Below are 26,474 nucleotides of genomic sequence, written 5' to 3'. Positions count from 1 at the left end.
GCTAGTCTAACCACACCATGTACACTGTCAACAACTTTTAAAATCAAAAGTTTACATTTGTTTATTTTTTAATCTATGGTTTTTTATGGATCTTGACTTTGATCGTCGCCACATCTGGCACCCGTATACTTCAACACTCAATCCTTTAACTTGCTACCCTGTCACTTCTGCTGATGGTGTATACGTTCATCTCGAAGACGGACGGCAGCTTGTCGATGGCATGTCATCTTGGTGGGCCGCTATTCATGGCTACAATCACCCGCAGCTTAATCAAGCCGCTCACACACAAATCGATAAAATGTCCCATGTGATGTTTGGCGGCATAACTCATGATCCTGCAATCAATTTGTGTAAAACCCTCCTTTCTATGGCGCCCGAAAATCTAGAGCAAGTCTTTTTAGCCGATTCGGGTTCGGTAGCCGTTGAAGTCAGTTTAAAAATGGCGCTTCAGTATTGGCATAGCAAAGGGCAACAGCGCCCTAAGTTTTTGACTCTAAGAGACGGTTATCATGGTGACACCTTTGCCGCTATGTCTGTCACCGATCCCGACAACTCTATGCATTCTTTATATAAAGGATTCTTACCTGAGCATATTTTTGCTGCATCGCCCAAAACCGGCTTTCACCAAGAGTGGGATGAGGCTGATCTCGATGACTTTAGGGACAAAATAAGCCAGCATCAACACGAGATTGCTGCTGTTATTCTTGAGCCAATGGTCCAAGGGGCGGGAGGGATGCGAATTTATCACCCCAACTTTTTACAGGGCGTTCGAGTCTTATGTGATGAATATGGTGTGCTGCTTATTCTTGATGAGATCGCAACAGGCTTTGGTCGTACAGGTAAGCTGTTTGCTTGTGAGCATGCTGGCATCAAACCAGACATTATGTGTGTAGGTAAAGCGCTGACCAGTGGCTATATGACGCTCTCTGCAACGCTCACTTCAAAAGAGGTCGCAGATACGGTTTGCTCTGGGGAAGCAGGCTGCTTTATGCACGGCCCTACCTTTATGGCGAATCCGCTGGCCTGTGCGGTAGCGGGCAAAAGTCTCGAGCTTTTACAACAAGGTGAGTGGCAAGCGCAAGTTGAAACAATTGAAGCTAATTTCGCAGCGCAATTACCTAAATTGCTTAACTATGACTTGGTCAAAGATGTGCGCTGGTTAGGTGCGATTGGCGTTGTGGAAACCAAACGCCCAGTAAATATGGAAGCCATTCAAACTTTATTTGTCGGGCAAGGGGTATGGATAAGACCCTTTGGTAAGCTTATCTATATGATGCCACCTTTTATTAGCCAAGATGAGCATATAAACGCTCTTGTTGCTGCGATAGAAACAGCGCTTCAAGATCCACACTGTTTTCAGTAAAGTGACTAACCTCGTTTAGGTCATAGCGTGTAAGTAAAAGGCCCAGTCATAGTGACTAGGCCTTTTAAAATTAATCTTGTTCAATCATCCAGCGTTTGAAGTTTTTACGCTCTTCATTACTGGCCTTTAAATACCACAGTTTTAACTGCAAAGTGCTCTCGGTTTCCGTCACACCTGCAATAGTAGTGGTTTTGCGCTCACCAGAGCTTACGGCTTCACCTTGCTCTAGCTTGGCAAGCTCAGCTTTAAGCTCGACTACCTTACCCGAATCAAATACTAGGCCGCGTTCTTTATTATAGTTTTCAACTAGCAGCGGCACATTCGAATAGGGGAAAACACCCTCTGCCGGCGGCAGCATTTGTTGTGAGTCTTCTACCTGCTTACCGTCTATTGTGAACTCAAAGATAGGTTGTTTTTTATTTACGCTGCGATCTATTTTGTTAAGCTTATTCGATACAAGCTCAACTTTAAGTGTTTTGACACCAGTAAGGTCCAAAGTCACAATATAGGGGCGCGCAGAATAATATTTACGTTTGTTGTTGTCTTTAAGCTTGCCAGCAAACTCAAACACAAGTTGGTTTTCACCTTCGACAAAATCAAGGTTATCATCCTTAACTTTTTTACCATTTAACACTGGCACCGAAATACCACTGGCTAAATCCAATTCAACCGCTAAAGCGGAATAAGAAACAGCGGAGGCCAATACAGCCAAAAGAAGAATGTTGATCGTTTTCAATCTGGTATTCCTTTAAAATAACAAAAGCCAACGCAAATGCGTTGGCTTAAATAATACCCTAATTAACAAGTAATTAGAATGTGTAGTAAGTACCTAATACGAATGTATCAGCGTCTAGACCAGCACCACCGTTTGCACCTGTGAAGTCATTTGATGTTTCAGCCGTTTGATATTCACCAAAGATAGTTACATTATCTAACAGTGAGTATTCAGCACCTAAAACTAGGTTAGTTGTGTCACCCTCTGCATTAGCACTAGTTCGAGACATTTCATCTAAAGCAATAACATCATAAGTTGCGTACAGGCGAGTTTTATTGACTGTGTACTGAGCTGCTACGCCGTAAGCATCGCCATCAGTATAAGCGTAATTGGTCGTGCCGACACTATCTCCAAATAATCCAAATGAGTTTACACCTTCGTATTGAGCGTAAGTCGCCGCGAAGAAGAAACCACCGTATGTTACAGATGCAGATACACCGCCTACTTGGTAATCAACATCTTGCTCTACTTCACCATTTACAAGGGTTGCACCTACAGAGAACATATCATTGATTGCCCAATCTAAAGACGCACCGTAAGTGTTATCGACATCTTTATCAGACTCAGTGTTAACGTCAGCAACAAATACTAAACCATCAGTTAGTTCAGCTTTAAATACAATGCCGTTACCGTCAGACTCTGAGCGGTGGCCGCCTGCATCACCAAGGAATTGACCTTCGTTAGTGATGTCACCTTTTTCAATCGCATCTGTTGAAGCTGCTAGATCGCCTACTTCACCGACTGCAACGCCCCAAGTATCAGTTTTTACACCAACGTATAGGTCATCAAACGTTGCATTGTTATCTGTTTCGTCTGAATCAAAACCTGTTTCAGATTCGATTTCAAATGAAGCAAAGCTTGTTAGCGTATCGCTTACTTTGTGCTCAGCGTCTAGCTGGATTTTGCCCCAAACCATAACAGATGGGTCTGTTTCAGTGTTTGTTACTACGTTCGCACTTTGCTGCTTGTCGATATCTGTTGCTGCAACGTATGCATCAACTTCACCAGATAGCGATACTTTAGATGCATCTGTTGAATAAATTTCAGCCGCATTTACGTTCGCTGCCGCTGCTAGAACTGAAAGAGCTACTAGAGTCTTTTTCATAATAATCCACTGCCTTTTCTATAGAATGAAGGTAAACCTTTTGAGGTTTCCTTGATGTTTTTTGATGACAACTCCGAACTCTAACTGGTCAGATGTTGTCGCCATTAAATTGCGGGACTAGATTGCAAAAGAATCTCTTCAGTGTCAAATACTATAAATATATTAACTAAAAAAAGATAAATTCTATAAAAAACATGCAGTTATTTTGATATGCAAGCCCTATTAGAGTGCATTTTGAACAAAAAAATCAAATTATCATTATTGAGAAAAACCGTGAAAATTGAAATTTAAGCCTGATAAGTGTTTTATTAGTGTTAATAAACAGAATAAATAACTAGTAAAAAATCACTTATAAAGAGATATCTTTCTTAGTCTCATTTCGGTTGCTAAGTTTATGAAGGTTCAGTTTTTTTTTGTGAAGAAGATCTATAATTTAAACGAAAGCACATTCTTCACTGCACTACTTACCGTTTAGGCAAGTGTGCTATCATCGCCCTTCGACATCGAAGGCCTCCGTATGACAACCAGTAAAATTCAAAAAACCATTCGTACCAGCTACCAGAATTTACAATCACAGATGGATAATTTTATCCCTCGCCGAGCTCAAAATTACCTGACGGCAGAAATCACGAAATCCTTGTGTGGTGACTATCATAAAACGACACGGATGATTGTCGCTGAAGCGGGAACTGGGATTGGAAAGTCTTTGTCTTACTTAATGGCAAGTATTCCGGTTGCTTTACATAACAATCGCAAGGTCGTCATTTCCACCGCCACGGTTGCGCTTCAAGAACAACTTATCAATAAAGACTTACCTTTATACCGAAGGCTGATTGATAGAGAATTTTCATTTATTCTCGCCAAAGGTAGGCAACGTTACTGCTGCGCCGAAAAGCTCGCGACAGCCAGTGGCGCTGATGGCGGGCAAATAGCTATGTTCAATACCAAACCCAAAGCAAAAGATATCGAACAACTACAACTTATGGCTCAAAAACTGGCGCAGAACAAATGGGATGGCGACAGAGATTCTTGGCCAAAGCCGATAGATGATGCTATCTGGCAATCTATTGTCAGTGATAAGCACAGCTGTAATTTAAGTATGCCAGCACACAGAAGCTGTCCATTTCAAAAAGCGCGTGCAGAGCTGGATAAAACCGATGTGATCATCGCCAATCACAGTCTGGTGATGGCGGATGCCGATCTTGGCGGCGGCGTTATTCTTCCTGAGCCAGAAAATACCATTTACGTGTTTGATGAAGCCCATCACCTTCCTCACGTTGCCAGAGATCATGCCTCTGCCGCGGCAAGTTTAAAAGGCGCGGCAGCTTGGCTCGAAAAACTCAATCAATCAGTGACAAAGTTTGCCAATCTTGCTGATGAGAAAAGAGTGGCTCGTTTTTGTAATGAGCTGCAAGCTTCAATCCAAGAGCTTATCCCATCACTCACGCAGCTTGCGAGTCGATTTGATGCAACGCAATTTGAAGATGGATGTTATCGCTTTGAGCATGGTGAATTACCTGATTGGTTAGAGCAAGAGTCAAAGCAGTTAAAGGCTCTAACGCAAAAGGGGGCACAGTCAGTAACCAAAGTGGCAGAATTGATTGCAGAAAGAGTCAAAGATGGCGAACTTTCCAATCGCTTGGCAGAGCCTGCATTGGCTGAACTAGGTTTTTTTATACAACGTATGGATAATTTAGCGCAAGTATGGAGCCTAATGGCCCAGCCGCTTCGAGAAAAAGGGGCCCCTTTGGCTCGATGGTTAGAGTTAGCGCCGGAGCGGGAAGGTGACTTTGTGGTCAATGTTTCTCCTTTAGAAGTAGGCTGGCAGCTAGACCAACAAATTTGGAGCCGCTGCATTGGCGCTGTGTTGGTGTCAGCCACTCTGCGTGCTTTAAACTCATTTGGCTTTTTTTGCCGCCAAGCAGGTATTAGTGAAAAGCCAGAAGATGGTGTGAAATTCCTTGCCTTAGCCTCACCATTTGATTATCAGAATCAAGCAGAGCTGCTGATCCCTAAAATGCCATGCGAGCCATCAGCAACACAGTTCACCCAAGTCTTAGTCGACACCCTACCCAATCTTATCCAAGAAAATAAAGCCAATCTGGTTTTGTTTTCATCTTATTGGCAAATGAATCAGGTATTTGATTCTATCGCATCACTATGTAAGAAAAGGGGCTGGTCGATACAAGTTCAAGGTAAAAGCTCACGCTCAGAAATTCTAAATAAACATAAAACTCTAGTTCAATGCCAAAAAACTAGCGTATTATTTGGGACTGGAAGCTTTTCAGAAGGTCTAGACTTACCCGGTGAACTGTTGGAAAACCTGATTATAACTAAGATACCTTTTGCGGTGCCTACTTCTCCTGTTGAGCAGGCTCACGCAGAGTACATCGAAAGTAGAGGCGGGAATCCCTTCATGCAGATAGCCGTGCCAGAAGCAAGTAAAAAATTGATTCAATCTGTCGGTCGATTACTGCGAAAGGAACGTGATTTTGGTAGGGTAGTCATTCTTGATCGACGCCTAGTCACAAAGCGTTACGGACAAGCTCTGATCGATTCACTGCCACCGTTTAAACTTATCATCGAATAATTAAGATATTGTATGGAATTTTTTGAACCAACATTACTGTTGGTACTGGCCTTGATTGCCTTTTTAGCAGGATTTATTGATGCTGTTGCTGGCGGTGGCGGCATGCTGACCGTGCCTGCTCTACTCTCCTTGGGACTGCCCCCTCATATTGCGCTTGGCACCAATAAGTTAGCTGCAAGTTTTGCTTCTTCGACGGCCGCCTTTACCTACTACAAAAAACGTTTGTTCAAGCCAAAGTGTTGGAAACGCGCTTTTGTCTCCACGCTCATAGGGGCAACAGTAGGAACACTCGTGGTTGACCTTATCAGCACAGAGTGGCTGGAGAAAATTCTGCCACTTATTATTTTACTTGCCGCTTTGTATACCATTTGGCACAAAACCCCGTTCAGTATCAGCAATGATATTCCAGAACCTTGCCCTAAGTTTAATAAAAAGCAGTATCTGCAAGGGTTTAGTATTGGTTTCTATGATGGACTGGCAGGACCGGGAACGGGCGCATTTTGGACCGTAAGCTCCATGGCTTTGTATCGACTTAATATATTACTGGCGTCTGGTTTATCCAAAGCAATGAACTTTACCAGTAATTTTACCTCTTTGGTCACCTTTGCAATACTTGGTCATATAGACTGGGTTTTAGGGCTACCAATGGGAATATGTTTGATGGCTGGTGCCTTTGTCGGTGCTCATTCAGCCATTCGTTTCGGTGCTAAGTTTATCCGGCCTGTATTTATTGCCGTAGTAAGCGTACTGGCGGTTAAACTCGCTTACGAAGCTTGGTTTATGCCCGTATGACGAATCTTAGTGCGCTGTCAGATCGGTTGGACCAACTAGAAACTCAAGCAATCCAAAGAGATAAGCAGTATGGTGATTACCATCGGCCTCTATTTGATCAAAGCTTATTTCACTGTCAGTCTGCTCGGTTGCACCCTTATGTTACAGAAGCCAAACAAACATTTGATAAGCTCGTCACCCAAGTGAAGTTAGCTCCAAATCATGCTCAAGTGAGTTATTTAGCGGAAAAACTTATTTGTCAGATCGACGCGCTCAAAAAGGAACTAGATTCTTTTGATGTAAGGCAACAAGAAAATCGCCAAAGACCATCACAACAAAATGATCTCAGTCAGCTCTATCAAAACCTTGCTCAGCACCAAACGTGGGAATCACAACTCAAAGCCATTGTCACTCAGTCAGAGCAAATATACAGCCAAGCAACGGGCAAAGATAAAGGGCTTTCTTTTCAAAAACTCGAAGCCGCCCGAAGGCGCTTACAGCGCTGCCAACAAGCTAAACTCAGAATAGAAAAACACATTACCTATAAAGAGCGAAATCAGTAATATGTCATCTCCCGATCTGGAACAGGCACCGGATGAAATTAAACTTGCGGTAGACCTAATTTATCTCATCGAAAGCCACAACATAGACCCTAAAGTTGCGTTCGAAGCAATCAAGATAGTGACATCGGATATAGAAAGAAAGCTGGAGGACAACCAGTGAGCTATTCATTAAACATCAATATGGAAGACTTCTTGGCCAATTATTGGCATAAGAAACCGACCATTATTAAAGCAGGCTTTTCTAATTTCATCGACCCTATATCGCCTGACGAGCTGGCAGGTTTGTCCATGGAAGACGAGATTGATTCACGTTTTATCAGTCACCAAGAAGGTAACTGGTCTGTCGAACATGGTCCGTTTGAAGGCTCTCTATTTGAGAACTTACCACAAACTCACTGGCAATTGGTTGTTCAAGCGTGTAATCATTGGCACGCTGGTACAGCGGAACTGGTTCAGCCTTTTAAAGCTCTGCCTCAATGGTTATTTGATGATTTGATGGTTTGTTACTCGGCTCCACAGGGTGGTGTTGGCCCCCATATCGACCAGTATGATGTGTTCATTGTTCAAGGGAGCGGAAAACGTCATTGGCGCGTTGGAGCAAGAGATGAGGGGCAGTATCAAGAATCTATCCAAGCGGGCGCCCTTCGCCAAATCACTGGATTTGATGCCATTATAGATCAGGTCTTAATGCCGGGAGATATACTCTACATTCCACCCGGATTCCCACACGAAGGTGATACGCTTGAGCCAAGTATGAGCTATTCTGTTGGCTTTAGGTCCCCCAAAGAGCGCGAGCTATTGAGTCATTTTGCAGATTATATGATCGCGAATGATAAAGGTGATAAACATCTTCACAACCCAGGTATGAAGCCTCAAACCAAGTATGGAGAAATCCAAACCAGCGACTTGGATAAGATGACTGCTATGTTGCGCAGCGCACTGCAATCTGACAATGATATTCACAACAGTATTGGTGCCCTGCTCAGCCAGTCTCGCCATCAGCTTGATATTATCGAGCCAGACACACCAGTCACTGCGATTGAAATACAAAGTCATTTAAAAGATCTAGGCTTTCTGCACAAAGTATCTGGGCTAAAAGCGCTTTATCTACAAAATGCTGCCTCTTGCGTTTATATCAATGGCGAGACTTACCATACAGAGTCTGAGCACTTAATGGACCTTTTATGTAACCAAACCCAAATAAGCTATCACGATATCCAAAGTAAACTAGCACAAGCCGATATTGAACTGCTTGTATCACTAGTAAATGCTGGTTTGTGGTATTTGGACTAGAAGCATTTAAACCGATTAATGAATACAGGCATTGTTATCTGTAGTAGCATGAATTATTTACCGCGAATTCCAGTTCCAAGGACTCTAATCAAATGAAAGTCATATCATTTAATATCAATGGCCTAAGAGCCAGACTTCATCAGCTTCAAGCAATGATTGACAAACACCACCCTGATGTCATCGGCCTACAAGAAATCAAAGTTCACGATGAAGCGTTTCCATTGCAAGAAGTCGAAGCCATGGGCTATAAGGTCTATTTCCATGGCCAAAAAGCACATTACGGTGTGGCCATGCTGTGTAAAAAAGAGCCTATTTCTATTCGTAAAGGATTTCCAACTGATAATGACGATCATCAAAAACGTATGATCATGGCAACGGTAGAGGATGACAATGGAGAGAAGGTCACCATATTAAACGGCTATTTTCCGCAAGGCGAGAACATAGAGCACGAAACTAAGTTTCCATATAAGCGCCAGTTCTATAAAGACCTAATGACCTACTTAAATGAGCATCACAACAACAATGAGCAGTTGATTGTGATGGGTGATATCAATATTAGTCCGTTAGACTCAGACATTGGTATCGGTGAACCAAATAGAAAACGTTGGCTCAAAACGGGCAAATGTTCGTTCCAACCTATTGAAAGAGAGTGGCTACAAACTCTACTAGACTGGGGTTTTGTCGATACATTCCGCAAAATCCACCCTGATACCAATGATCGTTTTTCATGGTTTGATTATCGCTCTAGAGGCTTTGATGATAACCGTGGTCTGCGAATTGACGTAATTTTAGCAACGCCTTCTTTGGCAGAGAAATGTATTGAGTCAGACATCGACTATGAACTGCGCGGTATAGAAAAGCCTTCTGATCATGCGCCAATATGGTCATGCTTTAAGTAAAGCCTTCAGACCCAGTAAACCTGATATAACAAAAGAGCTGGCACAATCTAGTGTGCCAGCTCTTTAATTTTCATAAATTTGTTTTAGAGTCGATTAAATCGCAGTAAAGTCGGCTTCGACCACAGGATTTACGTCAGCGTCGTAATCCACACCCGTCACACCAAAGCCGAATAGCTTTAAGAACTCTTCTTTGTACTCTACGTAATCGGTCAAATCTTTCAGATTTTCGCTGGTAATTTGTGGCCATAGGTCGCGACAGTGTTGCTGAATGTCATCACGCAACTCCCAATCATCCAAACGCAGACGATTTCTATCATCCACCTCAGCAGCGCTACCATCAGCTTTATACAAGCGCTCATTAAACATGCGGAAGATCTGCTCCATACACCCTTCGTGTACACCTTCTTGGCGCATTTTCTTAAACACCATAGCGATATACAGTGGCATAACCGGAATTGCTGAACTTGCTTGAGTTACCACAGATTTGAGTACCGCAACATTAGCACTTCCACCTGTTACTCCAAGCTTTTCGTTCAGTGCTGCAGCCGCTCTATCTAGGTCCATCTTAGCTTTGCCCAAAGCACCATCCCAATAGATAGGCCAAGTCAACTCTGTTCCGATGTAGCTGTAAGCAACGGTTTTGCAGCCTTCTGCCAATACACCTGCATCAGACAAAGCATCGATCCAAAGTTCCCAGTCTTCACCGCCCATAACAGTAACAGTATCTTGAATTTCTTGCTCGGTTGCTGGCTCAACGCTTGCTTCAATAATCACATCTTTATTGGTATCGACAGCCGTTGACGTATAAGTTTGACCAATTGGCTTTAGTGAAGAGCGAATCAATTCACCCGTTTCTGGCATTTTACGCACTGGCGATGCCAGCGAGTAAACCACCATATCAATCTGACCTAAGTCTTGTTTGATAAGCTCAATTGTTTTTTGCTTCGCTTCATTGGAAAAAGCATCGCCGTTAAGGCTTTTTGCATACAGGCCTTCTTCACGAGCCAGCTTCTCAAATGCTGCTGCGTTATAGAAACCAGCCGTACCAGGCTTTTTCTCTGTGCCTTCTTTTTCGAAGAAAACGCCGATAGTCGAAGCACCACCACCAAATGCCGCAGCGATACGAGAAGACAGACCGTAACCACTGGATGCACCGACAACTAACACACGTTTTGGAGCATTTGCAATTGGGCCTTGCGCCTTTGTATAAGCGATTTGTTCTTTTACGTTAGCTTCACAGCCTACTGGGTGTGTCGTTGTACAGATAAATCCACGAATTCTAGGTTTGATGATCATATTCAGCTTCCTTTTAAAAACCCCGCTAGGATAAAAGGTTCAGCAATTGTTCGCATCTAATTTCTGTAAAAATCTACTCAAAATGCAAGTGGTTGGATGTCTTTCATCCAAGTTTTAGATTTCGAACAAAAACAAAGGCACCGCTTGGGTGCCTTAGATTAGGAGGTATAGTAGATGTTAGGCAACACTATCGAGGTTTGCTTTGCCTTTCTTGGATTTTCCGCCCGTTGTTACTCGGCTCAAATCATGACTAAAATCATCCACTTGAATGGCTTTATAGCGTAGCGCTTCAGCCGCCATAATTTGTTCCACTTCATCTTCATTAAACACATCGGCTGCCAGAGCTTGCTCGAGGCGCTCTTTCAGTGGTCCTTTACGGTCGACTTTACCTTCCTGAGCTGCTCTCATAAGTTTTCTCTCAAGCCCTTTAATGCCGTACATGGCAAGGAAAGCTTCATCCATCAAACCAACCGCATCATCTTGCTCTTTACCCACATAACAAAGGTGAGTGAGTCGGTCGCGGTGCACGCCCGGAGTCATCAGACTTTCAGCTAGTTTTACCGTCAAATCATCACTTGGCTTGTTGAAATGATTACCAAGAGGGAATATCAAACCTTTAAGCAACACACCAACCATTTTTTGTGGGTAGTTACTAAACACTTCCGTCAGAGCTCGAGCAGCATTATGCAAACAGTGCTGAACAGAATAATGAACATAATCCAAATCTTGTTGCTGGCGCCCTTCGTCCTCATATTTCTTCAATGCTGCTGAGCCCATATAGAGGTATGCCAGTACGTCACCAAGACGAGCGGAAATCATCTCTTTACGTTTCAAATCGCCGCCCAACGTTGCCATAGCGATGTCTGCACTCACTGCCAAAGCACGGCTGAGGCGAGTTAAGTCTTTGTAATACACTTGGGTTGGACCACTCATGTCGGCTTTAATAAAGTAAGAGCCTGTCAGAGCCGCGCCGAATGCGCCAAGAGTATTCTTAGCCGCGTGAGCTATGTGCTTAAATAACAAGTCATCAAATTCTTTCGCACCCTGCTTTTGGTCTTGGTTGGCCGCGGATTCCATTTCCTTGAGAACGAACGGATGACAGCGGGTTGCCCCTTGACCAAATATCATCAGGTTACGAGTTAGAATATTCGCCCCTTCGACCGTGATCGCAACGGGAATACCAAGATAATGAGTAGCAAGATAATTCATTGGGCCATCTTGAATCGCGCGCCCGGCATGAATATCCATTGAATCATTTAAAATGGTACGAGCCATTTCTGTCATATGGTATTTAGCGATGGCGGTGACAATTCCCGGCTTTTCTTTTAAATCCAACGATGTAGTAGTCAATGTGCGACTGGCTTCTAGAAGATACGTCAAGCCACCGATTCGACCCAGTGCTTCAGCTACTCCTTCGAACTTACCAATTGACATCCCAAACTGCTTACGTACATACGCATAAGCGCCTGTCGTACGTGCCGTTAAGTGACCAATTGCTGTGCCTAACGCTGGTAATGAAATACCACGGCCTGCTGACAAGCACTCAACTAGCATTCGCCAGCCTCTACCCGCGTACTCTTGTCCACCAATCAGCCATTCCATAGGAATAAAGACATCTTTGCCTCGGGTTGGGCCGTTCATAAACGCTAATCCCATAGGATCGTGACGCTCGCCTATTTCGACCCCTTTGTGATCAGCAGGGATCAGCGCACAGGTAATACCGAGATCTTTCTTGTCACCAATCAAACCTTCAGGATCGTACATTTTAAAGGCAAGGCCCAATACGGTGGCCACTGGCGCAAGCGTGATATAACGCTTGTTCCAATTGAGGCGAATACCTAGTACCTTTTTATTCTTGTATCTCCCATAGCAAACCACGCCTTCATCTGGTATGCCACCAGCATCTGAACCTGCTTCAGGGCCTGTTAAAGCAAAACACGGAATATCGGTGCCATCAGCCAAGCGTGGGAGCCAATAGTCCTTCTGCTCTTGCGTGCCATAATGCGATAACAACTCACCTGGTCCAAGAGAGTTCGGTACCATAACCGATACCGCCGTACTGATACTGCGTGTCGCTATTTTGGTAACAATAGTTGAATTAGCAAGCGCTGAAAATTCACGTCCGCCATATTCTTTTGAAATAATTAACGAAAAGAAGCGTTCTTTACGCAAATATTCCCAAACCTCTTTTGGAAGATCTCGGTCATGTTTAACAATCTTGTGATCGTCTAACATAGAGAGCAAAGTTTCCAACTCGTTATCAACAAAAGATTGCTCTTCCGCCGATAGACTTGGCATTGGGTATTTGTGCAGTTTAGAAAAATCCGGGCGCCCAGAGAACAGTTCGCCATCCCACCAAACACTACCCGCTTCCATCGCTTCTCGTTCCGTACTGGAAAGAGGTGGCAGTACTTTCTTGAACATTTTAAAAGCGGGGTCGCTGACCCATTTTCTACGTAAAGAGCACATAATAAGTTCCTTTTGTCACGAGTTGGTGGTCCAACTTATAATTGTTGTATCCCATTCTTAATCAGCCGCCACACCAGCAGCTAAATAAGGAATAAGCTGATCGACGATATATTTAGCGTCCATCTGCCTTTCGTAATCATTTTCTGCAATTTCCATCAGAGCTTGACTTGAAGCCATGGTGAAAACACAAGTTCCGAGCGTAAAGTGAAGCCGCCAAAACAAGGTTTCTTGGGTCAGGTTTGGATTCGCTTTGAGTACCGATTGAGTAAACAAAGATAAGGCCTCTTGATAACGAGTGGTGATAAACCAGCGCAAATGACCTTGTACATCGGTATACCCTCTACCAATCAATAACATAAATCGGCTTGTTCCATTTGGCCGTATATCATTGAGTGCTCGTAGTGGACCTCTCAACGACTCAAAGACATCTGACATCGAGTAACTTTGATCGAGGTTAAGTGTAATCAACGCATCTTGAACTGCAGGCATGAAGGCTTCTAGGTATCGGTTCAACACCGCACGCACTAAGGTCTTTTTATCACCAAAATGATAATTCACCGACGCAAGGTTAACGCCAGCCTTGCTGGTGATTGTCCGCAGTGACGTGTCATTAAAGCCATGCTCGGCAAACAAGGCTTCAGCGACATCTAGGATTTTGTCTTTGGTCGTCTGTCTCATCGATATTTCAATCGCTCGTATTAAACATCTGTTTGAAATATACAACCGAAACAAGTATCCAACAAGTTATTAACATCACATTTTTCAATGATGGTCAGACCAGATGAGCAGATTGGTTAATTTAAAAAATAAAATAATTTTGCAAAATAATGGAACCGATTGAGAAGAGTTGAGTCTGACTATATGTAGTTAGCCAATATTTATGGAGTTTGCAGGCTGATAAACACCCTGCTTGCTCGACTTACGTGACTAATTTACGCTGCTTTTTCTTATATAACTCCTATGTTTTGTATCTGCCCAGGGCCGGATTGCTCTGGGCTTTTTTTATTCACTTGATTTAGTGCGTTCTTATCGCTTCTTCTTTACCGAACACCCAATACTGGTTAAGTAAGAAATTGCTGACCATTCCAGATAAAACCCCACCAATAAAAGCAACCATTACACTTGTGCTTTCATTCGTATAAAACAACATAATGAGTTTAAACATGGCTAAATTAGGAAGTAAGGAGACTGTGGCGCTTGTCATAAATTTCAGCCATTGGATCACAGTATTACCGCCAGTAACATTTGCGAAGGTAAACATCCTATTGCCCAACCAAGTGATAGTTGCGGCAAACAAAAATGAAGCGACGCGTGCTGACAGGATTTCGAATTCCAATCCATAATACAAGGCTGAGAATAAAGCAGAGTCAGCGAGGAAACCCACCCCGCCTACGACAGCAAAACTTACTATTCTGCTACTCATCTTGGACGCTCGCATCGATATAGTACTCGCCGACTATGTTCCACAGTATCGATAGAGCAATTCATCTTTTTACTATGAACGACCTCTTCAACAGCCTCTTTTTTACCAATAAGCTGCGCTCTTTTTAAATGGTCTAAGATTTCGTAATTTTGAAGGTATTTCGCTTTCCCGCTGCTATAGAACTGGCCAGAAAATGGGCGCCGTCCAATATAATAAGTGGGTACACTAGGGTCTATATCACGAAGCAGAGCCTTGTCGCTTCGTCTATTGCCTGTCCCTGACTGAATAAAGATTACCGCCCCAAGTAGAAGGATGGGCACAACACCAGAAACAATCTTAAACCATTGATTATCATTGCCTTCGTCGGACAGTAAAATCGCAATCAACACACTCATTGCAGGTATGCCCGGCAATACGTAAGCGGGTAAAATATTGCCCGCAAAGGTAAATAAAAGCATGGGTGATAGCATCCAAAAAACAAGAAAGCTCAACAACCCACTTTCAGGGTCAATACCTATACCCAACTGCTTACGCTTGTTCCACCATAGAATAGGGAGAATCAATGACCATGGAGCAGCCGCATAAAGCCAGAAGTACCATATGGTCCCACGCGCTTCATTATGAGCAGTCCCATAGAGATCACCTTGCCAGCCACTGACAACAAATCGTTTTATGTGCTCACCGATAATGAAATAATTTAAAAAGCCCGGTGTGGCTCGCTCGGCAGCAATATACCAAGGAATAGAAATAGCCCCCATCACCAATAGCCCGCCAACCATTGGAAACCTTTGCCATAGCACTTTTAACGATCCCAAAAAGCCATGATGCATCACAAGCCATGGAACAACAGCTAACCCTACCAGAACAATGACTAATGGCCCTTTTGCTAAAAGACCGATTGCTAAACCTAAGAACGCAAGATAGCCCCATAACTTTGAGCCCTGCCAACACAAATAAAACCCTATTAGTGCTAGCGACATCCCCAAGGTAAGTGCGATATCTGTCATCACAGCACCAGCCGAAATAAGGAATACACCAGACGTTGATAAAACCAAGGCTGAAACTAGACCACTAAAGCCCACCCGCTTAGCGAAGTAGGCAACCAATCCTACAATTAGAACGCCCGCTAACCAATGCGGAAAGCGGACAGCAAACTCATTCACGCCAAATAGCTTGATACCCAGTGCGCTCATCCACGCAAAAAGAGGAGGTTTACCCCAAAATGGCACGCCATAGTCAAACTGAGGCGTTATCCAATTATTGGTTTCAACCATTAACCTGGCCATTTCACCATAGCGCGCTTCGGTTGTATCCATAAGAGGGTAAGCACCCAAGCTCAGCAAACGAGTAACTAAAGTCACGCCAAGTAAAATCCATAAATGCACCCGATTAAAACTCACGCTTTCTCTCCATTTGTTTAATAGTCGCAGAGGCTGATTTATCTGTCACTGTGCGGATCAAATAGAGAGGGCGAGCTTTGACTTCGATAAAGATTCGTCCTACATATTCTCCTAGTAGCCCTATCGATAACAATTGGATACCCCCTAACGCTAGTTGTGTAACCATAAGTGACGGGTATCCGCTGACAGCTTCCCCAAGTAATACCGTTTTCAAAACAATAAAACCGCCATAAATAAATGCCCCTAAAGCAATGGAGGCACCGATCAAGGTTGCTAGACGAAGAGGGCGAATAGAAAATGAAGTAATGCCATCAATGGCTAAGCCAATTAATTTGAGGTAGTTCCACTTACTTTCACCACAATATCTTGCGTCACGCTTGAATGGAATCGTGGCATGGCTAAATCCCGGCCAAGCAAAAATGCCTTTCATATACCTATTACGCTCGGGAAGACGATTAATATGATCGACAACTTCACGGCTCAGAAGCCTAAAGTCACCCACATTTTCTGGAATGTCAGATTTGACTAAAGTGTTCATCAAGCGATAGAAGAGCGCTGCTGAGGTTTTCTTTAGCCAGGTTTCGCCATGCCGCTCACTGCGCTGCATGTTGATAACATCATATCCTTGGCGCCATTTTGCTAACATAGTGGGAATAAGCTCTGGAGGATCTTGTAAATCGGCATCAATGATTATCACAGCAAGCCCCCGACTATGCTCAAGTCCTGCACTCATCGCTGCTTCTTTGCCAAAATTGCGGCTTAACTCGATACAGCGAATTGAAGCAAAATCTGATTCAAAGCTTGTCACAAGCTGGCTACTCTTGTCCGTACTGCCATCATCGATATAGATAACTTCACTGGACTCAGACAAACTTTCTAACACACACATAAGTCGATGGTGTAACTCGGGTAAAACGTCTTCTTCATTGTAAAAAGGCACAATAACCGACAAGGTTACACCTCTTGATTGGTTTGGTAATGGTGTCACTAATCCCATAAGTTCATCACTTTACTGGTGTACGTACTCTGATGTCTCGTAATACGTACTGATTCCTAACATTAACCGAAGCGTCATCGCGCACACTTTTCACTTCAGTCCTAGACTTAAGCAAGCTTACCGACAGCAGTGTGAAAACAATGTCGTTGACATTTTTTTCACGTAATATCTGCTGTTATTAGTGTTTGAGGGGGTAGGTATGCATAAAATACTGTTGGTAGAAGACAATCGTGAAGTTGCGGGGGTGCTTTTTGATTATTTCGAAAGCCTTGGAATGGAACTAGACTACGCGGATAACGGCGAGCTTGGTTTGCAATTAGCCCTCAATGAGAACTTCGATCTAATTCTTCTCGATCTCATGCTGCCGCGCATGGATGGCTTAACCGTATGCAATTCGCTAAGAGATGCCGGTAACTATACCCCTATTCTTATGCTCACTGCACTAGATAATCGTGAAGATATGCTCAATGGTTTTAAACATGGTGCAGACGACTATTTAACTAAGCCTTTCGATTTGGAAATCCTCGAGGCGCGCATCAAAGCGCTCATTAAACGTTACCGCGGTGAGGTGACGCAAAGTACTCTCAGTTTTGGAAGTCTTCGGGTAGACCAAAAAACTCGCCAAGCATACAGAGAAGGCAAAAAGCTCGCACTCAACCCTACGACTTACACCATCCTTGAACAGCTATGTCTGAAAGCCCCAGAAATTGTGACTCGGCGTGAAATATCTGAAAAACTCTGGCAAGAAAAAGAGCCCCACAATGACGTCCTGCGTAGCCACATTTATCAATTGCGTAATCAACTTGATAAGCCTTTCTCTCGCCCTATGCTAACAACCTTGCCAAAAATAGGTTTCCGGCTTGAGGAAATATAGAATGAAACCCTTTCTTTCCAGTACTCGAACCCTCACAGGACGTCTAGCGCTCTTTTTTACCACTATCTCCTGCATCATTGGTGTAATTATCTCTATGATTTTTATGTTCTCGCTTGATTGGTCTGAAGATCGTGTCGGTGAGCGCCTTATTTTGATAGACAGAGACACGGCGGTAGAACGTTTCCTTAATGGTGAGAAAGGCATGATAGAAATTGATAGCCTGACCAAAGCCTACAATGATCTCTCTCTGTTACCAGAGTTTTATCGCCAATACACTGAGCAATATGATACCTATCTCGGCGAGGTTGATTCCGATGAGCACCCTAATGCTTACATGGTCTACAAAGGCTCGTATACCGATAAAGGCGAAGACAAAACCTTAGTGTTATTATCTTTGATCGATAAAGTCGAATTTAACACCGATGAATTTGTTTATTCAGGCTTGCTCGTCATTACCCTAGTTTCTTTACTCATGTTCTTGTTTGGTACTTTGCTTTATCGCCTATCAGTACGCCTGATTGAGCCTGTCAATGAAATCGCTAAACAGTTACAAGAGCATTCAGGTGACGTAAACCAAGCTTTTGTGCTTGGCGAAGGCGCTGCGGATGAATTCCAAATTCTCACTCAACAGCTCAACCAATATCGACATGATTTGACTACTGCCATTAAACGAGAGCAAGCATTCGCCCGCTATGCTAGTCATGAGTTAAGGACCCCCTTAACTGTTGTCAAAGGCGCAAATTCACTTCTTAGCCGCTCAGAACATTCTGAGTTTCAGCACAGACAAATCACGCGAATTGAAGAGGCCAGTACACAAATGACGGTCATGGTCGACGCTCTGCTATCCATCGTGCGTTACGAGCGCAATATCGACAACTCACCGTTACGTGAAATCAGCAAAGCTGAACTGGAGTCAATTATTTTCTCTCATACCGATCAAGCCGAGCAGAAATCTATCTCAATAGAAATGCAAATATCAGGGCAGCCTGAGGTTCGCGCAACGCCAGCAGTCGTCACCATGATTGTGGGTAATCTTATTCGTAACGCTATCGCTGCAACAGCCAATGGTAAAATCGATGTTGCGTTGTCCCAGGACCGACTTTCCATTATCGACGACGGACCAGGGTTGAATCAAACTCCTGATGCTAATGGTCATGGACTTGGATTAATGATCGTTGATGACCTTTGCCAGCGTTACAATTGGCGCTTTAGTCTCACTAATCACCCCAATCGAGGATGCCTGGCGCAAATAGAATTTTAATTTATTACTCTGATAAGCCCGATTTAAGGGTTACACTGCTTGTCTTGGTATTTAACAGAGCCACGAATGAAGCTAAACAACTCTCCCATTACTCAACACAAGTTTGAAGGTATTGAATTTTTTCTAAAGCGGGATGATATGCTCCATCCTCAGTTTAGTGGCAATAAAGCTCGTAAATTCATGTATCTGCTGCAAAGTGAACAGCCTCAGATTAAGACTCTAATAAGCTATGGCAGCCCGCAAGCTAACTCTCTTTATTCACTTGCCGCGCTTTGTAAGCTGAAAGGTTGGAAGCTTGAGTACTATGTTGACCGCATCCCTGATTGGCTGCGCGACAAACCAATCGGTAATTATGGTGGCGCTCTTAAACTTAGGGCTAAAGTGATTGCAGTGCATGATACCTCCTTTCATCCAGTAGACTTTATCCAAACTGTCCGCTGTCCTGATTCAAGCTGTTTAGTCGTAGCCGAAGGAGGAAGAGAGCAAGATGCTCAACATGGTATTAAAGGGTTAGCAGACGAAATTGTTAGCTGGAGCCAATCGCAAAAATCTATGGATTTTGTTGTCGCTCTTCCCTCTGGTACGGGAACAACAAGCGCTTATCTACAGCAATTTCTTAAGCCTTACGGAATCGAGGTCATCACCTGCCCCTGTGTGGGCGGTAAAGATTACTTAATTGACCAAATCCAGTCACTCAATATTGATTCTCTACCTCAAATTCAGCAGCTAGGTAACAAACATCACTTTGGTAAGCTGTATCACAATGACTACCAAATATGGCTGGCTCTGCTCGAACAAACCCGGGTTGAATTTGATCTCTTGTACGATCCTATGATGTGGCAATGTTTACTCAATTGGCACCCAAATAATTCAGATAAAACCATTTTATATATCCACCAAGGAGGCGTACTTGGTAACGAAAGTATGCTGCCCAGATACCAAAGAAAGTTTGGTCGCTAGTGCTGTTCTCGCTCATGATTAACTTTTGTGGCTGATGCTGTCGCCTTAACCCATATATCTGGTTACTCTTTACTAGTAGACCTTTATTGCTTAGGAGACGATATGCGCAAATCATTTTTGGCCGTATTTTTAATTCTCGCAGGGCCAGTCTCTGCCAATATCATTACTACTCCTGGCAAAGCTGTCATCGCGATAGATGGCGGCAATGCAGGAAAACGGGTTTGTTACTATCAAGATCAAGCGTATTCTTTGGGCGCAATTTTGCAGGTGGGAGAGCATTATATGACTTGCGATCGCGCAAACGATTTTGAGACTAACGGCGCGCTCAAGTGGATTCCTCTAGACCAAGCTAACCAAGAAAAACCCTCAGCACAAGCTGCTGACCCCAATGTTAAAACCTATTCAATAAAATAAGTGGTATGAGATACTTGGCAAATACTCGCTACGCAAGGTTGGGAACAAATAATGATTGAGCCTATCGTAATAAGGTTGACCAAGGGACAAGACTTAAAAACACAAATCCAGTCTCTGGTGACCAAACATGCTATACAAGCAGGGTCCATCGCATCTTGTGTCGGGAGTTTAGAGCAAGTCAGCCTGCGCCTTGCTGGCGCCACACAATCAATAACGTTGACTCAACCCTTTGAGATTGTCTCTATGATGGGGACACTCACGCCGACTCATCAACATATACACTTATCGGTTGCCGACGAAACGGGAAAGGTCATTGGTGGGCATTTACTGGACAATACCATCATTGATACCACTGCTGAGCTTATCATTCATCACTACCCAAACCTGAGTTTTTCAAGGCAGCAAGATAACACAACTGGCTACAGTGAGTTGGTAATAGATACAAACAAGTAAAAATAGGAGCCAAGCTGGCTCCTAATGTATTAGCTATGAGTAATGCTATCTAGGGCAGATATGTAGTCCGATACGCTGTGAAATTAGCAATAACGTCTTCTATATAGTTTACGAGTACATCCACCTCAAAAGGCGTCATGGTTCCTTTAGCAATATGCTCCGGAATACGTTCAAACGCAGTATCCGCGCCCTGCGATGCTATATCGCGTAACCAAAGCCGAAGTGATTGCATATCCGCAGGATTCTGCGCCGCATAAAGACCCACGTAGTTTTCAAGATTTTCTCTTATAAAGTAAGGTAACCCACCCAAGCCGTCACCTTCATTAACAACACGATGGGGAGCCGAAAAAGAGGCATCTAGCTGATATGCTTTTATCGACTCTTCAAGCTGAGCCACCTCTGCTTCCAAAGTCTTCTTCTTAGCTTCAAGCTTTTCAATGTTTTTTACGATACCAGCAATTCCGGGGTGGGTTGAGTCCGTTGCTCGTATGTTAGATAACTTGTCGTTATTCTTTAAAATATCATTGTTAAACTTTTGAATTTGCTTTGTCTTTTGAGCTATTTTCGTGGCATCATCTTTTACTCGTTGGCTTTCATCAGCTTCTCTTGCACTTTCTCCACCTCTGGTAACGGGTAGTAAACGTGCACTACCTTTGGCTGCATTATGCTCTTCAAGATAGAGAGTCGGGATCCCCATATAAGCCCCTTTTTCCATCTCACCAGAGCGTAACCCTACCTGCTGCAGTGGAATACCATCTTCACTCAATTTTTTGAAAAGCTGCTGCAAGAATACACCTTGATTAAACTTTCCGTGGTTTACGTCCCTTAGCTCACTCGATTTGTTCCAATACTGGAGTAGATTTAATGCATCAGAGACATCACTATTTAAATAGTATTGTTTAGCTGCACCCGTTAGCGCTGAATGATACGGAGAATATTCAATAGGATCGCCAATAGGGATAGTGAGCATTTTTTTCTTGGTGTTGACCTCCTTCAGCGTTTCGTATAGCTGTGGTGTCATTAAGTGGTGAGGGTTTCTCTTTTGCTCATCAAGCAATTTAAAGGATTTAACCTCTTCAACCTGCTCAATTGGTGAAGAAACAGATAGACTGTTCCTGTCGCCCAAGCTTCGTAATTTACTATACTCTTCGCTATTCAATCCCCTTGACCATACCAGAGAGACACCTTCCCACCCTTCTCGAGTTATACTGTCCTTGATCTGTCTGTAAACCTCATCCACTTGTTGAGTAACCTCAGCATTCACTGCTTGGTTTTGATAAGCATTCCAAGTTCGCGTAAAGAAGTTTTTTGTAGCCTGTGAATCACCACCTGCGATATCGTGAGCAATATGCCTAGTACTTTGACCAACATCACTTGGTTCATCGACACCAAACGCCTTAAGTTCTCTTTCAACCTCTTCATAACCCTCCAATTTGTCTATAAATTGGGACTTATTTTTCCCCAAAGAACCAGTAAGCGCGTGATAAACTTGGTTGGGCTCCACTTCTATACCTGACCGGCTGTTTAGGATGATTACCTTACCCAGAGCTTGTATATCATCTGGGAGTTGTTCGTCCCTTGGGTTGATATTGATAACACAGATTTGCTCACGTTCAACGCCCATGTCAAGATAATAACGCAACGTCTTATGTCCCCTGTAATCACGAGGGCTTGTCAGATACAAGAGTTTTCTTTCCCGGTTGTCACGCAAAGCAAGTGCAACACCATTAGAATCGCCACTTTGATTCGAATTTTGTGCAATGACATTCTTTGCTCTTCCACGCTGCTCTAACCCTATGATATTCCATTCTTCTCGAGTTCGATTCAGCGGAAATGTTAGCTTTCCATCTCTTACCCGAGTATGAGAATATCCAGCACTTTCCATCGCAGTTGCTAATGCTTCGGATGGGGTTGCCTTGATATCTGTGCCACCAACAATGACCAAGTGTTCGCTACTGGATTGGCGAGTAAGATGATTCACCGACATAGAATCGTTTGCTGCACGGCGCGCATCGAGGTAGCGAATATCGATATAACCTTTTGGCAGCGCGCTGAGATCAGTAACGATATCTGATGCAGGCACATCACTTTGCCCAACCACAGTAAGGGCACTATTTTCTATAGACAAGGCTGACAATCGATTAAGCTGTAACTCTTCGATTTCAAGACTATCAAGCAACGGCTTTAGTTCTGGTTTCGTTGCGGCTAGTGTTACGAGATCGGCTTGCAGCGCTGCTTTTTCTGCTGAGTTCTTAACCATAATCGGTTGGATGAGCCTACCTTGTGAAACATCCAAATCAAGCTGGTTAACAGCAGTCATCAATGACTCCATTCCAGCTTTGGGTACATATATGTGACGGGACTCAGGACTCTTGGTTAACACAGTCAAAAACAGTGGATTATCGCCAAGTTGCCTTGATACACCCTTATCATAATTGGACGCAATATAGTTGAGTATATCAGCAACATTTTGCTTTTCATTGCCAAGTGGCCACTCAAAAAGCTGGTCTGCCGCTGGGTCAAATAAAGTCAGTTTGGCATTCGCTCCTATTCCAGATTTAGAAAGAGAAACGGCATGAGTACGAGTGCCGATTACCATGCTCAGCTCATCATGTTTAGCTAATTGAACCAAGATCTCCGCATTCGCTCGTGAGAATGTCATTTCTTCATCTAGGCTAACGGAGTTACCTCCCCTCTCTGAAGTTCCCACAGCCTTTCTTGTTGCAAGCCTTGCTTCTCCACTACTCAGTACTTGCGAACGATTTAACACCACAGGTTGAGTATGATGTAAAACTTGAACATCATCTGCTAAGGATAAGTTTTGAGAAAACTCAGTGGTTAGGTTATCAATAGGCGAACCATTTAATCGGCTGATAGCATCTTTGAATGCCAAACCTCGGCACATCCCATCTGAAGGGACATTTGGAGTAAGCGTCGCGGTCGCAAAACTTGGATAATCAGAGTTATCACCAATCCGACCTACGATACCTACTATCTTATCGTTCACTCTCTTAGGCTGTTTTATCAACTCAACTTGCGCAAGCTCTATAAGCTTTCGAGTAAAAGCTGGAGAGTTTGCTCCGGAAGTCTGCGCAATATCAGTCAACATTTTCGTTGCTCTCTTGGACAAAGTTAAGATGTCTCCTACTGCACCAAGTGGTTCCAAGACTAAGTCGGCAATAGCCCAAGCTCTATCTCCTGTGCTTGAGGTGCGATCTGCAAGAGTGACAATAGCTATGGTGATGTTGCCTGCAATCAACGCAAGACCAAGATAAGGGAAGGGTATTGCAGCGATATTTAGAATGCTGACAGCTAACATCAAGTGATCTCTTATCTCATCCCATCTATCTTGTAGTGACACATGAGAAGCTAAGAACACCTCATCAAAGTACTCTGAAATAGAATTGGTTAGATAGAGGGGCGTTGTACTGTAATTGAACGTCAAATGTTCGCTATCCACTTGACCTTCAAAATACTGCAAAGGCCCTACTGAAATTGGAGGGATCTGAACATATCCACCCATCCCCATATAGCCCGGATATATCAAGCCTGTTGCGGGCAGACTTTTTACCTCCATAGCGGCATCAAGCTCAGCTTTGCCTTGTATGCTCAATCCATTTCTCATTGCCACATATTGAGTATCGGTAAAACGGTCGGTTTCAAGCCAAACAAAACCATTGTATGGAGAATACAGGAGCCCGTTTTTACTCAAATCCGAACCGTATTTCGTTTGACTGTCGTCATCTGAATATGGAATAAATACTGACCCATAAACCGTGTGGCCTTTAAACGCACATTTATAGGCTGGCTTCTTACCTTTTTTAAATTTTTCAACCAACTCTCTTTGATGTGCTGGATTCGCTTCATTATGAACAAACTGGTTGGCATGGAGTTCTAACGCACTGCCCAGCACACGGGTATAGTCTGCTTGTTTTGAGCGAAGAACTTGGTCAAAGCGAAATGGAATTTCTGTGTCCATGTCAGATCTGGTTTTGGTGATCTCATCTGCAATGCACGCCTTGTCCCCATTAGAAACTGGCCGTCCATCTGGGTAATACCATTCCCCGCTTGGTATTGGCTTCATCAACATGTCAGAAAGTGCCATTCTCTCCATTGTATATGGATTCGATCCAATTGGGTAAGACACTGCCCCCATTGGTCCTACAGGAGCTATGAGGGGAACCGACAAACTTCTAATCAAAAACGTCGAACCTTCCGTAAGGGAGATTCTGGGATACTTAGCTGAAAATTTAGCGACAAACTTTCTTACTTCTTCGTCGAGTAAGTTTTTCATATTCGCATTAACAGTATCTAATAGAGTGCCCGCAGTTAATGCTTGGGCTTTGACTTCCAACATATTTGATTGTGATGTAGCCAAATATCGCCTCAAGCCTGCTAATAAAGCGGTAAACATATTACGCAGATTCATATACCCCACATAGCCCTCCCCTGCTGGATCTAGCTGAGGGTTGCTACCCGTGAGAACAGCATGATCATAAGCTAGGTATGCCACCGCACCTTGTAACCGAATGAGAGTGCTCAATATTTCTGGATCTTGTGATGTACGCTCAAATTCTCCCTGTGAGAAGCCAAAGCGAGCCTGCATATCTCGCTCCAATTGGTCATAGCGTTCAGTGGCAGTAATGCTGCGTATCGTTTTGTCCGTGCCCTCTGATCGTATTTGGTTATATGCCCACAGTAATGGGCTTTTTATAGCGTCGACCTCTAACGGTAAACCAGTAGAACCTGACGCATACCCTCGACGATAATTATCCGATTTTTGATAGAGAGGTCGACAAGTAGCTCGTCCCCATGCGGCTTCAAGCCTCATGCCATCGGAGGCGCCAAATATCTTTCCCAAAGGGAGTACATGGAATGCATCCCATGTTCGTGCTCCACCGCTATTGATGCGACTGACTAAGATCGCAGGGCTTGTCGCACTCACGCCATCAGTCAATCCAGGGAATCCAACTGCCAACAGATCATCGAGTAAAACAGAATCTGTGTCACTGTGTACGTTCCACTGCAAACATAGACTTCGAGCTCTCAGATCACCATCTATGTACCTCAATGCCTCGGGGTCAGAACTAAAATAACAACGAAGCCAGTTAAGCTGATCCATCATAAAGACTTCAGATGACAAGGAATTGAGATCTGACGTTGACATACTCGCTAGCCTACGAGTTAACCTACCATGAACTTCCGATATTGTATCAAGCCGAACTGGGCTCGATGCTGGATTAAATGCATAAGTATCTCGACGTGTTCTCTTTGAACGGCTTACCGTCCCATCCTCTGAAATACCATTCCAAGGCAGGATAAGCGGTGTTGTTAAATGATCAATGCTGGGGGAAACGGACAAATTAGTATTGCTCACTTCCCCAAAAACATAAGGGGGTAGTGAATTAAGGGGATTTATTTCTTCGGTCATAAACTGAAGCTCCTCATTATATAAATTAATGTGAGCTCTCAGCCTATCGAAAATATATATTTCTAGATTGTAAATAGCTATGGATAATGTATTTAGTTTCTATTAAAACACTCACATATAGTTATTTTAAAATTTTC

General features: G+C 43.5%; 21 protein-coding genes. 12 read left to right on the top strand and 9 right to left on the bottom strand.

The window, feature by feature from the left end:
- Positions 1-85: 85 nt before the first annotated feature.
- Entirely contained in the window at positions 86-1,363 is a 1,278-nt protein-coding gene (gene bioA / locus FIV01_RS05945) for an adenosylmethionine--8-amino-7-oxononanoate transaminase (protein WP_152430174.1), read from the top strand.
- Positions 1,364-1,433: 70 nt separating this feature from the next.
- On the opposite strand, the gene FIV01_RS05940 is transcribed toward bioA, so the two are convergent.
- Positions 1,434-2,099: a DUF2057 family protein gene (locus FIV01_RS05940; RefSeq protein WP_152430173.1), complete on the bottom strand. Its 666-nt coding sequence runs from the start codon at positions 2,097-2,099 to the stop codon at positions 1,434-1,436.
- Between the two features lie 73 nt (positions 2,100-2,172).
- Complete coding sequence (locus FIV01_RS05935) at positions 2,173-3,243, bottom strand: porin (protein WP_152430172.1); 1,071 nt, start codon at positions 3,241-3,243, stop codon at positions 2,173-2,175.
- 517 nt (positions 3,244-3,760) lie between these two features.
- Between FIV01_RS05935 and dinG the strand changes: the two genes are divergently transcribed.
- From dinG to xthA, 6 genes are all read left to right on the top strand, one after another.
- Complete coding sequence (dinG, locus tag FIV01_RS05930; RefSeq protein ID WP_152430171.1) at positions 3,761-5,833, top strand: ATP-dependent DNA helicase DinG; 2,073 nt, start codon at positions 3,761-3,763, stop codon at positions 5,831-5,833.
- A gap of 12 nt (positions 5,834-5,845) precedes the next feature.
- Entirely contained in the window at positions 5,846-6,625 is a 780-nt protein-coding gene (locus FIV01_RS05925) for a sulfite exporter TauE/SafE family protein (RefSeq protein WP_152430170.1), read from the top strand.
- Positions 6,622-7,167, top strand: coding sequence for a primosomal replication protein (locus tag FIV01_RS05920; RefSeq protein ID WP_152430169.1), 546 nt, complete (start codon positions 6,622-6,624; stop codon positions 7,165-7,167). The genes FIV01_RS05925 and FIV01_RS05920 overlap by 4 nt, the downstream gene beginning before the upstream one ends.
- A gap of 1 nt (position 7,168) precedes the next feature.
- On the top strand, positions 7,169-7,327 hold the full coding sequence (rsmS, locus tag FIV01_RS05915) for a pleiotropic regulatory protein RsmS (protein ID WP_152430168.1): 159 nt from the start codon (positions 7,169-7,171) through the stop codon (positions 7,325-7,327).
- Positions 7,328-7,347: 20 nt separating this feature from the next.
- Positions 7,348-8,460 (top strand): cupin domain-containing protein, encoded by a 1,113-nt coding sequence (locus tag FIV01_RS05910; protein WP_152431668.1) that lies wholly within the window; start codon positions 7,348-7,350, stop codon positions 8,458-8,460.
- A gap of 92 nt (positions 8,461-8,552) precedes the next feature.
- Positions 8,553-9,359, top strand: a complete 807-nt coding sequence (xthA, locus tag FIV01_RS05905) for an exodeoxyribonuclease III (protein ID WP_152430167.1) — start codon at positions 8,553-8,555, stop codon at positions 9,357-9,359.
- A 93-nt stretch (positions 9,360-9,452) separates the two neighbouring features.
- On the opposite strand, the gene fabV is transcribed toward xthA, so the two are convergent.
- The 6 genes from fabV to FIV01_RS05875 all read right to left on the bottom strand — a co-directional run bounded on the left by fabV (position 9,453) and on the right by FIV01_RS05875 (position 16,944).
- Positions 9,453-10,655 (bottom strand): enoyl-ACP reductase FabV, encoded by a 1,203-nt coding sequence (gene fabV / locus FIV01_RS05900; RefSeq protein WP_152430166.1) that lies wholly within the window; start codon positions 10,653-10,655, stop codon positions 9,453-9,455.
- Between the two features lie 177 nt (positions 10,656-10,832).
- Positions 10,833-13,124 carry an acyl-CoA dehydrogenase gene (locus FIV01_RS05895; RefSeq protein WP_152430165.1) on the bottom strand — a complete coding sequence of 764 codons (2,292 nt, stop codon included), beginning with the start codon at positions 13,122-13,124 and terminating at the stop codon, positions 10,833-10,835.
- A 57-nt stretch (positions 13,125-13,181) separates the two neighbouring features.
- Positions 13,182-13,802: a TetR family transcriptional repressor PsrA gene (psrA, locus tag FIV01_RS05890; RefSeq protein WP_415846716.1), complete on the bottom strand. Its 621-nt coding sequence runs from the start codon at positions 13,800-13,802 to the stop codon at positions 13,182-13,184.
- A gap of 337 nt (positions 13,803-14,139) precedes the next feature.
- Entirely contained in the window at positions 14,140-14,547 is a 408-nt protein-coding gene (locus FIV01_RS05885) for a GtrA family protein (protein WP_246210431.1), read from the bottom strand.
- Complete coding sequence (locus FIV01_RS05880) at positions 14,544-15,947, bottom strand: ArnT family glycosyltransferase (protein WP_152430163.1); 1,404 nt, start codon at positions 15,945-15,947, stop codon at positions 14,544-14,546. The genes FIV01_RS05885 and FIV01_RS05880 overlap by 4 nt, the downstream gene beginning before the upstream one ends.
- Complete coding sequence (locus FIV01_RS05875) at positions 15,937-16,944, bottom strand: glycosyltransferase family 2 protein (protein WP_152430162.1); 1,008 nt, start codon at positions 16,942-16,944, stop codon at positions 15,937-15,939. The genes FIV01_RS05880 and FIV01_RS05875 overlap by 11 nt, the downstream gene beginning before the upstream one ends.
- A 199-nt stretch (positions 16,945-17,143) precedes the next feature.
- On the opposite strand from FIV01_RS05875, the gene FIV01_RS05870 reads away from it, so the two are divergent.
- The 5 genes from FIV01_RS05870 to FIV01_RS05850 all read left to right on the top strand — a co-directional run bounded on the left by FIV01_RS05870 (position 17,144) and on the right by FIV01_RS05850 (position 20,906).
- The gene (locus FIV01_RS05870; protein WP_152430161.1) at positions 17,144-17,818 is read left to right on the top strand and encodes a response regulator transcription factor; all 675 of its coding nucleotides are present in this window, start codon (positions 17,144-17,146) and stop codon (positions 17,816-17,818) included.
- A gap of 1 nt (position 17,819) precedes the next feature.
- Positions 17,820-19,079, top strand: coding sequence for a sensor histidine kinase (locus tag FIV01_RS05865; RefSeq protein ID WP_152430160.1), 1,260 nt, complete (start codon positions 17,820-17,822; stop codon positions 19,077-19,079).
- A 66-nt stretch (positions 19,080-19,145) separates the two neighbouring features.
- Entirely contained in the window at positions 19,146-20,039 is an 894-nt protein-coding gene (locus FIV01_RS05860) for a 1-aminocyclopropane-1-carboxylate deaminase/D-cysteine desulfhydrase (RefSeq protein WP_152430159.1), read from the top strand.
- A gap of 102 nt (positions 20,040-20,141) precedes the next feature.
- Positions 20,142-20,453: a DUF1496 domain-containing protein gene (locus tag FIV01_RS05855; protein WP_152430158.1), complete on the top strand. Its 312-nt coding sequence runs from the start codon at positions 20,142-20,144 to the stop codon at positions 20,451-20,453.
- Positions 20,454-20,504: 51 nt separating this feature from the next.
- Positions 20,505-20,906: a PPC domain-containing DNA-binding protein gene (locus tag FIV01_RS05850; RefSeq protein WP_152430157.1), complete on the top strand. Its 402-nt coding sequence runs from the start codon at positions 20,505-20,507 to the stop codon at positions 20,904-20,906.
- A 49-nt stretch (positions 20,907-20,955) separates the two neighbouring features.
- Here the strand turns inward: FIV01_RS05850 and FIV01_RS05845 are convergent, their stop codons facing one another.
- Positions 20,956-26,337: a hypothetical protein gene (locus FIV01_RS05845; protein ID WP_152430156.1), complete on the bottom strand. Its 5,382-nt coding sequence runs from the start codon at positions 26,335-26,337 to the stop codon at positions 20,956-20,958.
- Positions 26,338-26,474: the final 137 nt, after the last annotated feature.

This window comes from Vibrio aquimaris (assembly GCF_009363415.1).
GTDB classification, from domain to species: Bacteria; Pseudomonadota; Gammaproteobacteria; order Enterobacterales; family Vibrionaceae; genus Vibrio; species Vibrio aquimaris.
The sequence above is the reverse complement of the archived record's forward strand: the minus strand, read 5'-3'. Positions and strand labels throughout refer to the sequence as shown.